13 protein-coding genes and 1 pseudogene are annotated in these 13,570 nt (G+C 41.0%); 2 read left to right on the top strand and 12 right to left on the bottom strand.

What is annotated here, in order from left to right; all coding sequences use genetic code 11:
* Positions 1–598: transposase (locus tag C2M33_RS20755; protein ID WP_442793152.1), on the bottom strand; the 598-nt coding region annotated here is incomplete at its 3' end.
* Between the two features lie 245 nt (positions 599–843).
* Here C2M33_RS20755 and C2M33_RS20760 point away from each other — a divergent pair.
* Positions 844–2,193, top strand: a complete 1,350-nt coding sequence (locus C2M33_RS20760; RefSeq protein ID WP_199776381.1) for an alpha-L-fucosidase — start codon at positions 844–846, stop codon at positions 2,191–2,193.
* Positions 2,194–2,318: 125 nt separating this feature from the next.
* On the opposite strand, the gene nqrM is transcribed toward C2M33_RS20760, so the two are convergent.
* The 11 genes and pseudogenes from nqrM to C2M33_RS20815 form a co-directional block, all read right to left on the bottom strand.
* Positions 2,319–2,531 carry a (Na+)-NQR maturation NqrM gene (gene nqrM, locus C2M33_RS20765; RefSeq protein WP_036966498.1) on the bottom strand — a complete coding sequence of 71 codons (213 nt, stop codon included), beginning with the start codon at positions 2,529–2,531 and terminating at the stop codon, positions 2,319–2,321.
* Between the two features lie 78 nt (positions 2,532–2,609).
* Complete coding sequence (locus tag C2M33_RS20770; protein WP_063706301.1) at positions 2,610–3,641, bottom strand: FAD:protein FMN transferase; 1,032 nt, start codon at positions 3,639–3,641, stop codon at positions 2,610–2,612.
* Positions 3,642–3,753: 112 nt separating this feature from the next.
* Positions 3,754–4,980, bottom strand: coding sequence for an NADH:ubiquinone reductase (Na(+)-transporting) subunit F (nqrF, locus tag C2M33_RS20775; protein ID WP_105175303.1), 1,227 nt, complete (start codon positions 4,978–4,980; stop codon positions 3,754–3,756).
* A gap of 19 nt (positions 4,981–4,999) precedes the next feature.
* Positions 5,000–5,608 (bottom strand): NADH:ubiquinone reductase (Na(+)-transporting) subunit E, encoded by a 609-nt coding sequence (gene nqrE / locus C2M33_RS20780; protein WP_016708692.1) that lies wholly within the window; start codon positions 5,606–5,608, stop codon positions 5,000–5,002.
* Between the two features lie 12 nt (positions 5,609–5,620).
* Positions 5,621–6,250 (bottom strand): annotated as a pseudogene (locus C2M33_RS20785) (NADH:ubiquinone reductase (Na(+)-transporting) subunit D); the annotation flags it as partial.
* A complete protein-coding gene (locus tag C2M33_RS20790) occupies positions 6,250–7,002 on the bottom strand; it encodes a Na(+)-translocating NADH-quinone reductase subunit C (RefSeq protein WP_063706297.1) in 753 nt (250 codons plus the stop codon). The gene C2M33_RS20790 and the pseudogene C2M33_RS20785, both read right to left, overlap by 1 nt.
* Complete coding sequence (locus tag C2M33_RS20795; RefSeq protein ID WP_063706296.1) at positions 6,995–8,197, bottom strand: NADH:ubiquinone reductase (Na(+)-transporting) subunit B; 1,203 nt, start codon at positions 8,195–8,197, stop codon at positions 6,995–6,997. The genes C2M33_RS20790 and C2M33_RS20795 overlap by 8 nt, the downstream gene beginning before the upstream one ends.
* Positions 8,198–8,201: 4 nt before the next feature.
* Positions 8,202–9,545: a Na(+)-translocating NADH-quinone reductase subunit A gene (locus C2M33_RS20800; RefSeq protein WP_063707181.1), complete on the bottom strand. Its 1,344-nt coding sequence runs from the start codon at positions 9,543–9,545 to the stop codon at positions 8,202–8,204.
* Between the two features lie 348 nt (positions 9,546–9,893).
* Complete coding sequence (gene fabV, locus C2M33_RS20805) at positions 9,894–11,087, bottom strand: enoyl-ACP reductase FabV (protein WP_105175304.1); 1,194 nt, start codon at positions 11,085–11,087, stop codon at positions 9,894–9,896.
* A gap of 325 nt (positions 11,088–11,412) precedes the next feature.
* The gene (locus C2M33_RS20810; RefSeq protein WP_054554277.1) at positions 11,413–11,724 is read right to left on the bottom strand and encodes a BolA family protein; all 312 of its coding nucleotides are present in this window, start codon (positions 11,722–11,724) and stop codon (positions 11,413–11,415) included.
* Between the two features lie 72 nt (positions 11,725–11,796).
* Entirely contained in the window at positions 11,797–12,384 is a 588-nt protein-coding gene (locus C2M33_RS20815) for an alpha-ketoglutarate-dependent dioxygenase AlkB family protein (protein WP_105175305.1), read from the bottom strand.
* Positions 12,385–12,425: 41 nt separating this feature from the next.
* On the opposite strand from C2M33_RS20815, the gene C2M33_RS20820 reads away from it, so the two are divergent.
* Entirely contained in the window at positions 12,426–13,559 is a 1,134-nt protein-coding gene (locus tag C2M33_RS20820; protein ID WP_105175306.1) for a methyltransferase, read from the top strand.
* Positions 13,560–13,570: the final 11 nt, after the last annotated feature.

Raw genomic sequence — 13,570 nt, forward strand, 5'->3', positions numbered from 1 at the left:
ATTGTTCAGGCGATCTCGCGACCTTTGCACGAACAGGGTTTAAATCAACATAGGCCATGCATGCTAATAGAGCAGGTTCATCAAGGAGCGCCTGGCTTTTGAAACGCCCCTCCCAAAAGTGCCCCGTGCACTCGTCTTCTTTATTTGCACGTCTGGCAATATATTCATTTAGCATTCGCATGAACCAACTAATACTCGAAAGGCGCGCTCTGTATTCAGTAACCTCTTTATTTAAGAAGACTTGTTGACCGTCACTTAACGGCTGACCATGAAGGAATTTTTGACCTAAAGGCGTTGCTTTACTGAGCTTAAACCAACGTAAGAGAATGGCCTTATCCGATAACCTATTTGCTTTTTTATCATCAACATAAAGCACAACATGAGTATGGTTACTCATCACCGCATAAGCGCACACATCAATACAAAACACTTTTGCAAGAAAAAGTAGGCGTTCTTCAACCCACCCTCGACGGTGTTCATATGATTTACCTGTGAGTGCGTCTTCACCACAAAGATAAGCGCGTCTAACGCAACGGGAAACACAATGGTAATACTTGGTGTTCGACAAACAGATTTGCCGCTTCCTTGCTAAAGCCATCGTCCACTCCTTGAACTGATAATTTGAAATGCATTAGCTGTAATTAAAGTGTAGACAAAATCTGTTTTGCCGCAATAATAACTGAACAGTTAAAAGTGACTGTCCGTGTAAATGAGTTTTACTTTTAACATCGTATTCCTTTGTTTCTGCATATATAAAATTTTCGAATATGAATAATTGCTTTACTTTTCGCTCAATGATTTCCTGCTACTTTTAAGTAAAGAATCTAGTTTATGAGGTATAAAGTGAGTACATTTAATTGCGTACTGATCAACCTATTACTTGTTTTTTCGAGCCTTGGGCACGCTGGAACCGGGGTTGCAATTGACCCAGATAAAGCACAAGCCTACACACCCGCTCCTGAAAACATAAAAGCCCGAGAACGTTTTCAAGATAATAAGTTTGGTATCTTTTTACACTGGGGACTGTATAGTCAACTTGGTGGTGTAGGAAGCCCGTATGGAGCCGAGTGGATCATGGAAGACTTACGAATTTCGGGGCCCAAGTATCAACGTTTAGCTGAATTTTTTAACCCAACAGGCTTCGATGCAGAACAGTGGGTTAAGGCGTTTAAAGATGCTGGAGCAAAGTATATTGTTATTACTTCAAAGCATCATGATGGGTTTTCCATGTACGACAGTAAAGTTTCTAATTTTGATATTGTCGATAGTACACCTTATAAAAAAGATCCTATCAAAGAGCTCGCTAACTCGGCTCAAAAACATGGTTTACAACTTTTCTTTTATTATTCACAACTTGATTGGCATCACCCAGATTACTATCCATGGGGTCGAACAGGCCATTACACCAAACGAGAAAAAAGTGGTGATTGGGCAAAATACCTGCAATTTCAAGATGCACAACTAAAAGAGCTTTTAACTCAATATGGGCCAATTGGTGGTATTTGGTTTGATGGTTGGTGGGATCAAGAAGACTCCCACAATTGGGATAACTGGCAACTACAACGCACTTATAAAATGATCCATGAACTACAGCCTGCAACCTTAATCGTAAATAACCACCACAGATTCACTGTTCCAGGTGAGGATTATCAGGGCTTTGAACAACAGCTTCCTACTAATCAAGAACGGTTAGGTAAATTACCATTAGAAATGGCACAAACAATGAACGGTAGCTGGGGATTCAGTTTAACTGATGATAATTACAAAACGACTAAAGAGCTCGTGCAAACCTTAGTAAGTGCCGCTGGAAGAAACGCTAATTATTTACTTAATACAGGCCCAATGCCAAACGGTAAAATCCAACCAGAAAACCTAAAAACCTTTGCCGAAATTGGTCAGTGGCTAAAGGTGTTCGGTAAGAGTATATACGGCACTCGAGGCGGCCCTATTTCCCCGCAAAACTGGGGAGTGAGCACTCATAATAATGAGAGTATTTTTATTCATATACTCAACTGGCAAGCAGATACATTAAGTATAGAACTTGCAACTCCTATCAAGTCTGCAACAAATTTAAAGACCTCAAAACCTATTAACTTTAAACAAGTTGAAGGTGTTATTACGTTAGAAAATTTGACGTTTGATAATGAAGAGTACGTTCAGGTCATTGAGCTAACGTTAAAACCAAATGATTAGCCGCTAAAAAGTTAAAAGTCTCGGTTTAAAAATAAAGATGACTGTCCACATAAAACATATTTAACAGTGACTGTCCTTGTAAAATTTAGGTATTAAAAAAGCGCCTTTGGGCGCTTTTTTTGTGGTTAAAGAATTTGATTCTCTTTCCAGGCTTGTTCTTTTGCCATGCGCTTTTTACGCTTGTCACATGGGTCGTCACAGTCGCAGGCTTTGTCAATTCCAACAGCGCCTAAGCCACCACAACTACTGGCCATAGATTTCTTTTGCACAATCATGCCGACAGCCATCGCTGCCACAATTAAAATAAGTAGACCAAATGTTAGAAGAAAAAGTGACATTGCTTTGCCCCTATCGTCAGCAATTAAATCAAGCCCAATGTATTGGGCTGCATGTATTATAAACTGCTTCTTGCCCTGCTACAAATAAGGTTTAAAAGCGGGGCTAGAATATGTCACTAAGCCATTGTCAGACTTACCAATTAAATACACAGGCAAATCGTGCTCTTCTGCGTATTTCTGCGCACGCTCCATGCCCATCACAGTTAGTGCGGTAGCTAAACCATCGGCTGTCATTGCTGATGGGCTTAATACGGTTACAGATACTAAATCATGACGACTCGGCATGCCTGTCATAGGATCAATTAAGTGGCTATATGTTACACCATCCATTTCGTAAAAAATTCGGTAATCGCCCGATGTCGCAATACCATTGGTACCTGGTTCAATTACTTTATGTACTTTACGAACGCCTGGCTCAGCATCTGGCTGTTCAATTGCAATTTTCCACGTGATGTTGTCTGGCTTAATACCCGATACACGTAACTCACCACCAATCTCAACCATATAATTAGTCAGGCCATGGCTTTCAATCACTTCTGCGACTTTATCAATGCCGTAACCTTTAGCTGTTGCAGAAAATGACAGCTCTAAACCATCAATTGTTTTCATCAAACCCGCATCAGTAAGTTTAAGCTTATCAACGCCAATTTTAGCAACCATTGCAGCCAACTCTTCATCCGTTGGGCGCTTAGTTGGTTTTTTATCTGGGCCAAAGCCCCACAAGTCAATTAGTGGCCCCATAGTGACATCTAACGTTTTTGTTGATTCACCAAGGCGGATTGATTCAGCTACCACATTTCTAAAATCAGCACTAATTGGCATCACCTGCCCTGCTGGTAGTTGATTAAACTGGTTAATTTCTGAATCAGGAATGTAAGTCGACATTGATTGGTTTACATCTTTAAGCACTTGCTTAATTTCAGGATGTAAATCAACACCTGCAAGTTGCGAAGGCTCTGCATACACCTTTATATGATAGGTAGTCCCCATAGTCTTACCTTCAAAATAAAGCTCTTCGGCCTTATCAGCTTGACTGCAGCCAGCCATGAGTAAAGTCATAGTTAGTAGGAAAAAGGCCATCAAGCCTTGGCGATAAAACACTCTATTCATAGCATTCACCTTTTGGATACCACACAATTAGGTATAGAAATAAAAAAGCCTCGTAACACTGAGTGCTACGAGGCCTGTATTCTAACCAAAACTTATTGTTTTGTGTATGGTGTTAGCCACCGAAGTCATCTAATAAGATGTTTTCGTCTTCTACACCAAGATCTTTTAGCATGTTGATAACTGCCGCGTTCATCATTGGAGGACCACACATGTAGAACTCACAATCTTCAGGCGCTTCATGATCTTTCAAGTAGTTTTCATAAAGTACGTTATGGATGAAGCCTGTGTAACCTTCCCAGTTATCTTCTGGTTGTGGATCAGACAGTGCTGTGTGCCATACGAAGTTATCGTTTTCTGCAGCTAAGCCATCAAAATCTTCTACGTAGAACATTTCGCGCTTAGAACGTGCACCATACCAGAAACTCATCTTACGCTTAGATTTTAAACGCTTAAGTTGGTCAAAGATATGTGAACGCATTGGTGCCATACCTGCACCACCACCTACGAATACCATTTCCGCATCTGTGTCTTTCGCGAAGAATTCACCGAATGGACCAGAAATAGTCACTTTATCACCTGCTTTAAGTGACCAAATGTACGAAGACATTTTACCACATGGCAGGCTTAGGTCTCTTGGCGGCGGCGTAGCGATACGCACGTTAAGCATGATGATGCCTTCTTCTTCTGGGTAGTTAGCCATAGAGTATGCACGAATTGTTTCGTCATCTACTTTAGACTCCAGATTGAAGAAACCGAAGTGGTTCCAGTCGCCACGATACTCTTCAGGAATATCGTAATCAGCATATTTAACGTGGTGAGCTGGTGCTTCAATTTGAATATAACCACCTGCACGGAACGGTACTGATTCGCCATCAGGAATACCAAGCTTAAGTTCTTTGATGAACGTTGCTTTGTTATCGTTAGAGATAACAGTACATTCCCACTTCTTAACACCGAAAATTGACTCTTCAAGTTCAATTTCCATGTCGTTTTTAACATTTACCTGACACGCTAAACGACAGCCTTCACGAGCTTCACCTTTAGAGATGTGATCAAGTTCTGTTGGTAAGATATCACCGCCACCTGAATGAATGTGTACACGACACTGACCACAAGAGCCACCGCCACCACACGCAGATGAAACGAAGATACCTGAATCAGCTAGTGCACCTAAAAGCTTGCTACCTGCTGATGTTGTAATAGCTTTTTCTGGGTCGCCATTAATACCGATGGTGATATCGCCGCTTGCTACTAATTTAGATTTAGCACCAATGATAACTAAAACTAAAATAACAACGATAGCGATGAAAACACCAACACCTAAGAAAATCTCATTCATGATTTATCCTCGCTACCTATTAAAGTGAAATACCAGAGAATGACATAAAGCCAAGACCCATAAGACCAACAGTGATGAAAGTAATACCTAAACCACGTAAGCCATCAGGAACGTCTGAGTACTTCATTTTTTCACGGATACCAGCAAGTAAAGTAATTGCTAGTGCCCAGCCCACACCTGAACCGATACCATAAACAACAGACTCGCCGAAGTTATAGTTACGCTCAACCATGAAAGATACCGCACCGAAGATCGCACAGTTAACTGTGATCAGTGGTAAGAAGATACCTAACGCGTTGTAAAGTGCAGGGAAGAACTTATCTAATGCCATTTCAAGAATTTGTACAAGTGCTGCAATAACACCGATGAAAGTCAAGAAACGTAAGAAGCTAAGGTCTGCCTCTGGGTAGCCAAGCCACTCTAATGCACCCGGTGCAAGAACAGCGTGATAAACCAAGTTATTTACTGGTACTGAGATACCTAGTACCACGATAACTGCCACACCTAGGCCGATTGACGTAGTTACTTTCTTTGATACCGCAAGGAAAGTACACATACCTAGGAAGAAGGCTAAAGCTAAGTTTTCGATGAAAACCGCTTTTACAAATAAACTAATATAATGTTCCACTGCTCGCCCCTTCGCTTTTGCTTCTACTTGGTCTTTCTTCACGGTACGAAGTACCCAGATGAATAAACCAATAATGAAGAACGCACTCGGTGGTAAAATCAATAGACCCATTGGTTGATACCAGCCACCGTTTTGTACTAGTGGAATAATATCAACACCGAATAGTGAACCTTTACCGAATAACTCACGGATGAAACCAACAGTTAATAGAACTACTGAGTAGCCTAAACCGTTACCAATACCGTCTAAGAAAGACATTACTGGTGGTGACTTCATTGCGTATGCTTCAGCACGACCCATTACGATACAGTTTGTAATGATTAGACCAACGAATACAGAAAGCTCTTTTGCCGTAGCGTAAGAGAATGCTTGTAGTACTTGGTCAACAACGATTACTAGTGATGCGATGATCGTCATTTGTACGATGATACGTACAGATGAAGGGATCTGGTTACGAATACACGAGATAAAGAAGCTAGAAAACGCAGTTACTAGTGTCAATGCGATTGACATGATTAGTGCATTTTTTAAGCTTGATGTTACCGCTAGCGCAGAACAAATACCAAGTACTTGTAGTGCGATTGGGTTATTTGCGAATACCGGGCCAAATAGGACCGACTTCATTTCTTTTGTATCAGCCATTATTTCAACGCTCCTTCACGTACTTTCGCAAGGAATGGACCAAAGCCATGCTCGCCAGTCCAGAAGTCAACTGTGTGATCAACACCGTTTGAAGTTAATGTTGCACCAGAAAGACCATCGATTTGATGTTCGTTCTTCGCACCGCTCTTCATGATATTGATTGGTAACTCTTTACCTTGCCATTTAGCAGTCCATTGTGGATTTTGGATTTCACCACCTAGACCTGGCGTTTCGTTGTGCTTGTAGAAATTGATGTTTTTAACAGTTTCAGCATCGCTTTCAAGCGCTAGGAAACCATACATTACACCCCAAAGGCCGTAACCTTGGATAGGTAGAATGATTGCATCAATAGAACCATCTTCTTTTTTCGAGATGTATACAGGCGAGTTTTTAGTCATACGCTGAATACCAGCGATATCTTTAATACCCTCTGCTTTTAACGCGAAGCTGATGCTTTGATCGAACTTGCTTTTCTCGAAATCAAATGAGTTAGGATCAACACCTTCTACAAACTCACCTGTGTTCATGTCTACAACGCGAGCTTCGATTTTTGAGTTGAATGTATCAGATACAGAACCTGATACTGCAACACCTGCAGCCGCTAAGATATTACGTTGAATATCTTGTGTTTTGTTAGCTTGCTGTAAAGGACGAAGCTGAACTGAAGCAAACGATACGATTACTGCACACACTAAACATAGTGCAACAACAACGGATAGCGTTTTGCCGATTGATTCGTTATTACTAGACATTACGTGCCAACCTCCGCTTGATATTAGCTTGCACTACAAAGTGATCGAATAATGGTGCAAATAAGTTAGCAAATAAGATTGCTAGCATCATACCTTCTGGGAATGCCGGGTTAACAACACGGATCATTACAACCATAAAGCCGATTAACGCACCGTAAGCGAACTTACCTTTGTCAGTGAATGATGCAGATACTGGGTCTGTTGCCATGAAGAACATACCAAATGCAAAACCACCAAGCACTAAGTGCCAGTGCCAAGGCATAGCAAATACTGCGTTAGTTTCAGAACCAACTGTATTTAGTAAGAATGCCGTTGCAACCATACCTAGGAATACACCTAGTACGATACGCCAAGAAGCGATACGCACATAAATTAGGAATAAACCACCGATTAATAGTGCTAGTGTTGACGTTTCACCTACAGAACCTTGAATGAAACCGTAGAACGCATTCCACCATAGTTCCATGTTGTTGTAATCAAGTGAACCAACCACTGCTTGACCAAGCATAGTCGCACCAGAGAATGAATCTACTGCAGTCCATACTGTGTCACCTGAAATTTGCGCTGGGTATGCGAAGAATAAGAACGCACGACCGGCAAGAGCAGGGTTAAGGAAGTTACGACCTGTACCACCAAAGATTTCTTTAGCGATTACAACACCAAACGTAATACCTAGTGCAACTTGCCATAAAGGAATCGTTGCAGGCAGGATTAGTGCGAATAATACAGATGTTACGAAGAAACCTTCATTTACTTCGTGCTTACGTACTGAAGCAAATAGTACTTCCCAGAAACCACCTACAGCAAACGTTACTGCATAGATAGGTAGGAAGAAACAGGCACCGTAAAACATTTTCGCGCCCCAACCAGATTCAGCAGTTAATTCACCACCGAATAATTGGAACAAACCAACTTGCCATGTGTTAGCTAGTTCAAAACCTTGTGCTAAAGCACCTGCGGCCTGATGACCGATGTTGAACATACCAAAGAACATTGCAGGGAACGTCGCCATCCACACTAAAATCATCATACGTTTTAGGTCGATGTTATCGCGAACGTGTGTTTTGCCTTTATTTACGTAACCAGGCGTATAGAAAATAGTCGCTGCAGCTTCGTAAAGCGCATACCATTTTTCGTGTTTACCACCTGGTTCAAAATGCGGCTCAATATCTTCTAGAAATTTCTTTAAACCCATCTCTCTAGCCTTCCTTCTCGATCGTAGTCAAGCAATCGCGTAGGATTGAACCGTACTCGTATTTACCAGGACAAACGAAGGTACATAATGCTAAATCTTCTTCGTCAAGCTCTAGCGCACCTAACGCAATTGCACCATCAAGATCACGTGCGATTAAATCACGTAATAATAGTGTAGGTAGGATGTCTAAAGGCATAACACGCTCATAGCTACCAATTGGAACCATGGCACGCTTCGAACCACCTGTTGAAGTCGTCATATTAAATAGACGGCTAGGAGTAAGGTGAGATAAGAAGGTACGTGTTACTGAGAACTTGTTAGCACCTGGTGCAATCCAACCGAATAGCTCTTTTTCGCGACCTTCAAGTAATACAGATACTTGAACATGGTAACGACCTAAGAACGCGTGTGGACCTTGAGAAATAGCGCCTGATAATACAGAACCAGAAATTACACGGTTATCACCGTCTTCTAATTCGCCAGCAACTAAATCATCTAAAGATGCACCTAGCTGAGTTTTCACTAAGCGTGGGTTTTTAACACGAGGACCAGCAAGCGAAACTACACGGTCAGTGAAGATTTCACCTGTCAGGAATAAATTACCAAACGCGATTACGTCTTGGTAACCTAAGTGCCAAACCTGCTTACTTGCAGAAACTGGGTCTAAGTTATGAATGTGTGTACCAACAAGACCTGCCGGATGCTTGCCACCAAACTCATGTACTTCTACTTGAGGGATTGATGAGCTAGGCACTTGGCTACCTGCTTGTTTACAAACAAATACTTTGCCGTCAGTTAAACGAGATACCACAGCTAAACCAGCTTCAAATGCTTGAGTGTTCTCAGCAATGATTACTGCAGGATCTGCAGCTAGCGGGTTAGTGTCGATAGCCGTCACAAAGATAGAGCTAGGATTTGCATCCAAAGCAGCTACTCTGCTAAATGGGCGAGCACGTAGTGCTGTCCATTGACCTGACTGAACTAGTACTTCTTTCACTTTTTCACGGTCTAAGCTCGAAAGCTCGTCGGCCTTGAAAGAGTCAAAGGTGATTTGCTCACTGCCATTAACTTCAATAACAACAGATTGCAGCACACGTTTAGCACCACGATTGATTTCTTTAACTACCCCAGAAGCTGGTGCAGTAAATAAGACGCCTGGGTTCTTTTTGTCTTCAAAAAGTACCTGGCCTTTTTTGACTTGGTCATCCACGCGAACATGCATGGTTGGACGCATACCAATATATTCTTCACCTAGCACAGCTACACGTTTGACGGCAGAACCATCATGAATAACTTGCTGAGGTGCGCCCTCTATCGGTAAATCCAGACCTTTTTTTATGTTGATCATACGCACTTGCATTACATTAACGGAAAGAAACTGAAAAATCGTACCAACCACGTCGCTATTTGATATGCTCAAGTCACATTCTAAGTATCAAAGAACAGCTTGTTGAACACCCCAAACAAGCAACGCGGTAAACTCCTCACATATATTACCCGAATTTTAACATCAATCAGGGTGACTATGCGAGAGCAAATATTAAATTTATACGACAGATGTGGTTATTTAGACTGCAAAAACCGTTTGAATAAAATTCAATATAGACCAAAGTGCTATTGATGCAGATTTATTTTCATCCAGAAACAAAAAAGTCGCTTAAAAAAGCGACTTTTTAAAAATAAATTTGTTCAGCGATTAATCGATAAGCTGTGAAATCGCAACATCAGGATTCACATCTTGCTCGTAATCTACACTGTCGATACCAAAACCAAATAAACGTAAAAACTCATTGTGGTAACCCACGTAATCCGTTAATTCGTCAATCGTATCTGTATCTACTGTATCCCAAACATGTTGCACACGAGCTTGAACATCATCTTCTAACTCTTTGTAGTTTTGGAATAAGTGACCACCTTCGTCAAAACGTGGGGTCTCGCCGTAAAGGTTTTCAGTAAATAACGCATGAATTTGCTCAATGGTACCTTCGTATGTGCCGTCTGCTTTCATTACTTTGAATAAAGCAGAGATATATAAAGGCATAATTGGAATTGCCGAGCTTGCTTGTGTCACAACCGCATTTAATGAAGAAACATACGCTTCGCCATTTAAGTCTTTTGTAGACTCTTTGATTGCTTGCGTTGCACGGTCAAGGTCTTCTTTCGCTTTACCAATTGTCGCATGACCGTAAATTGGCCATGTTAATTCTTTACCGATGTAAGTGTAAGCGGTTGTTTTGAAGTTATCAGCTAGTACATCCGCATCTTTTAATGCGTCAATCCACATTTCCCAATCTTCACCGCCCATTACTTTAATTGTATTGTCGATGTCTTCTTGGCTTGCTGCTTCAACGGTTACTTCATCAATCACGCGCTTTGAAGTATTTAAGTTCTTCGTGGTGATATCAGAGCCAATTGGCTTAAGCGTAGATGAGTAAGTTTCGCCTGTATTTGGATCAGTACGACGAGGAGACGCAAGGCTGTAGATAACTAAATCAATTTTACCTAAATCAGCTTTGATAGTATCAATTGCTTTTTGCTTGATTTCGTTAGAAAACGCATCGCCATTGATATTTTTAGACCATAAACCAGCTTCTTCAGCCGCTGCTTGGAAAGCCGCAGTATTGTACCAACCTGCAGAACCTGTTTTACGTTCGCTTCCTTCTTTTTCAAAGAAAATACCTAACGTTTTAGCACCGCCACCAAATGCAGCCGTGATACGTGATGCTAGGCCGTAACCTGTAGACGCACCAATCACTAATACATTCTTAGGTGCATTGCTCAGTGGTCCTTGCGCTTTCACATAATTAATTTGTTCTTGTACGTGCTCAGCACACCCTACTGGATGCGCGTTAGTGCAGATAAATCCACGAATTTTAGGCTTAATGACCATTGATCATCCTATATCTATCACAATAAAAATTAGCGCTAGTTTAAAGGCTAATAGTTAAAATACAGGTCTGATCAGTAAAACTTTTCAGACCCACTTAAATCTTTCGAGCTTAAAACCCCAAGTGACAAGCCTTTTAGAGTGACTGTCCTTCTAACTTTAGGTGACTGTCCCGCTATGTTAGTCGAACTTTGAACCACCTAAGCATTTTGGTGATTCAGGTGCCTGTCCATGTTGTTCACTGAACTTTTCTGGAGCCTTTTAGAGTGACTGTCCTTCTAACTTTTAGGTGACTGTCCTTCAAACTTTGGGTGACTGTCCCGCTAATTTAGTCGAACTTTGAACCACCTAAGCATTTTGGTGATTCAGGTGCCTGTCCATGTTGTTCACTGAACTCTTCTGGAGTAAATGTGTGAATCGCTAATGCATGAATGTGGTTTGCTAATTCATCTTTTAATAGTTCATTAATTTGACGGTGACGGGCAAGTAAACGTTTACCTGCAAATTCTTCACTCACAACCACCACTTTGAAATGCGATTCAGTTCCACGGCTATGCATATGGCTTTCATTGACAACATTCAGGTGTTTACATTCGATACCCGCAGCAAGCTTTTGCTCTATTTGTTGTTGCATTGACATGTGTCATAGACCTTTAATAAGAAAATAATGCCAGCTACTATATCAAGGGCATGAGTCATTTTGCCAATGATTTTATATGATTGAACGAAAGGTAAGGTTAATTCGAGGGTGTTTGAGTCTTTGCTGCTTTGGCAAACTATGCTGGTAATCACGCTGGCTAAAACCATTCATGATTAAACAGCTGCCACTTTGCAGTACAATGCTATGTTGTTCATTATTATGTTTGTGTTTTATTTTAAAAACGCGTTCAGCACCAAGTGAAACTGAAGCGATAGTTGGTTGCTCACCAAGTTCTTTCTCATCGTCACTATGCCAGCCCATACAATCATGACCATCTCGATACAAATTAACTAAAAGCGCATTAAATGGTATCTGCAAAGTTCTTGATAAGCGTATACGCATGGCATCAAGCACCTCTGGCCAAGGCTCAACGATTAACTGTGAACCCGAATAACCATAATTTACGTCCTGATCAGCAATAAAGCATTGCAAACGCGGGATCACATGGCTTTTTCCATATACCTTTATACTTGGTTGCTGCCAATTAAGATGCTGCTGAAGATAGTAAAATAACTCGAGGCTTTTTTGTGCGCTCAATGCATTAGCTTGGTAAGAAAACCCATCAGGCAAATGATTAGGGTTGGCGTTTGGCTGTTGCATGTTAGAATTTACCTATACATTAATACTTTCGTAAAATCATGATGACCACCCAAGCACAGCTCGGTGATAACACCTATACACTAGAACGCTTTCCGTTAGATCAAAAAAATCGCAGTCTTCAAGCGTGGGACTCAGGCGATGAGTACCTTATCGATTACGTACAAGAGCACTATCCAAACGCAAATTCAATTCTAATACTCAATGATAGCTTTGGCGCCCTAGCCTGTGCTTTTAATACATTAACAGTTTATTCAGTTAATGACTCGTATATTGCTCATCAAGCTACCCGTTATAATTTACAGGCCAATGAGTTATCGACAGATTCTTTAACGCAACTGGACTCATTAGCAGCATTACCTAATCAGGTTGATTTAGTGATATTAAAAGTGCCACGCAATTTAGGCTACTTGCAGCATCAACTTGCTGCAATCAGTACTGCTTTACCTGCAGACATCGACGTCATTGCAGGGGGTAAAACGAAAGATATTCATAACTCAACAATTAAGGCTTTTACTCAGTATATTGGGGAAACATCAACGAGTTTAGCCGTTAAAAAATCTCGATTAATCATTAGCAAAACAAGTAACCTTGATAAAAAAGCCCCTTTCCCAGTTAACTGGCCGCTTGAAGGCAGTGAGTTTGAAATTCAAAATCATGCCAATGTATTTTCTCGTGACTCATTAGATATTGGCGCGCGTTTTTTCTTTAACTATTTGCCACAAACAAGTAAAGCTCGCAGCATTATTGATTTAGGTTGTGGTAATGGTGTTGTTGGCTTGATGACTCTCAAACGTTGCCCTAAAGCCCATGTAACCTTCGTTGATGAATCGTATATGGCCGTTGAATCAGCCAAATTAAACGTCACGCACAATCTACCAGAGCAATTAGACCAGTGTGAGTTTGTCCAAAATGATTGCTTAACCGATTTCCAACCTAATTGTGTTGACCTTGTTTTATGTAACCCGCCATTCCACCAAGCGCAAGCGGTCACCGATCATATTGCTTGGCAAATGTTCAAGCAGGCGAAACACACATTAAAGCACGGTGGTGAATTAAGAATTATTGGTAATCGTCATCTAGACTATCATGAAAAGTTAAAACGCATGTTCGGCAATTGTAAGCTATTAGGGTCTAACAAAAAATTTGTCGTATTGAGTGCAACAAAGAATAATTAATGGAGCTAACT

The organism is Pseudoalteromonas sp. T1lg122 (assembly GCF_002964825.1).
GTDB classification, from domain to species: Bacteria; Pseudomonadota; Gammaproteobacteria; order Enterobacterales; family Alteromonadaceae; genus Pseudoalteromonas; species Pseudoalteromonas gelatinilytica.

Excerpts from the sequence above, each read along its gene's own strand:
- nqrM (WP_036966498.1), bottom strand. The coding sequence starts at position 2,531 with ATGTCACTTTTTCTTCTAACATTTGGTCTACTTATTTTAATTGTGGCA.
- C2M33_RS20770 (WP_063706301.1), bottom strand. The coding sequence starts at position 3,641 with ATGAATAGAGTGTTTTATCGCCAAGGCTTGATGGCCTTTTTCCTACTA.
- nqrF (WP_105175303.1), bottom strand. The coding sequence starts at position 4,980 with ATGAATGAGATTTTCTTAGGTGTTGGTGTTTTCATCGCTATCGTTGTT.
- C2M33_RS20790 (WP_063706297.1), bottom strand. The coding sequence starts at position 7,002 with ATGTCTAGTAATAACGAATCAATCGGCAAAACGCTATCCGTTGTTGTT.
- C2M33_RS20795 (WP_063706296.1), bottom strand. The coding sequence starts at position 8,197 with ATGGGTTTAAAGAAATTTCTAGAAGATATTGAGCCGCATTTTGAACCA.
- C2M33_RS20800 (WP_063707181.1), bottom strand. The coding sequence starts at position 9,545 with ATGATCAACATAAAAAAAGGTCTGGATTTACCGATAGAGGGCGCACCT.
- fabV (WP_105175304.1), bottom strand. The coding sequence starts at position 11,087 with ATGGTCATTAAGCCTAAAATTCGTGGATTTATCTGCACTAACGCGCAT.
- C2M33_RS20810 (WP_054554277.1), bottom strand. The coding sequence starts at position 11,724 with ATGTCAATGCAACAACAAATAGAGCAAAAGCTTGCTGCGGGTATCGAA.
- C2M33_RS20815 (WP_105175305.1), bottom strand. The coding sequence starts at position 12,384 with ATGCAACAGCCAAACGCCAACCCTAATCATTTGCCTGATGGGTTTTCT.
- C2M33_RS20820 (WP_105175306.1), top strand. The coding sequence starts at position 12,426 with ATGACCACCCAAGCACAGCTCGGTGATAACACCTATACACTAGAACGC.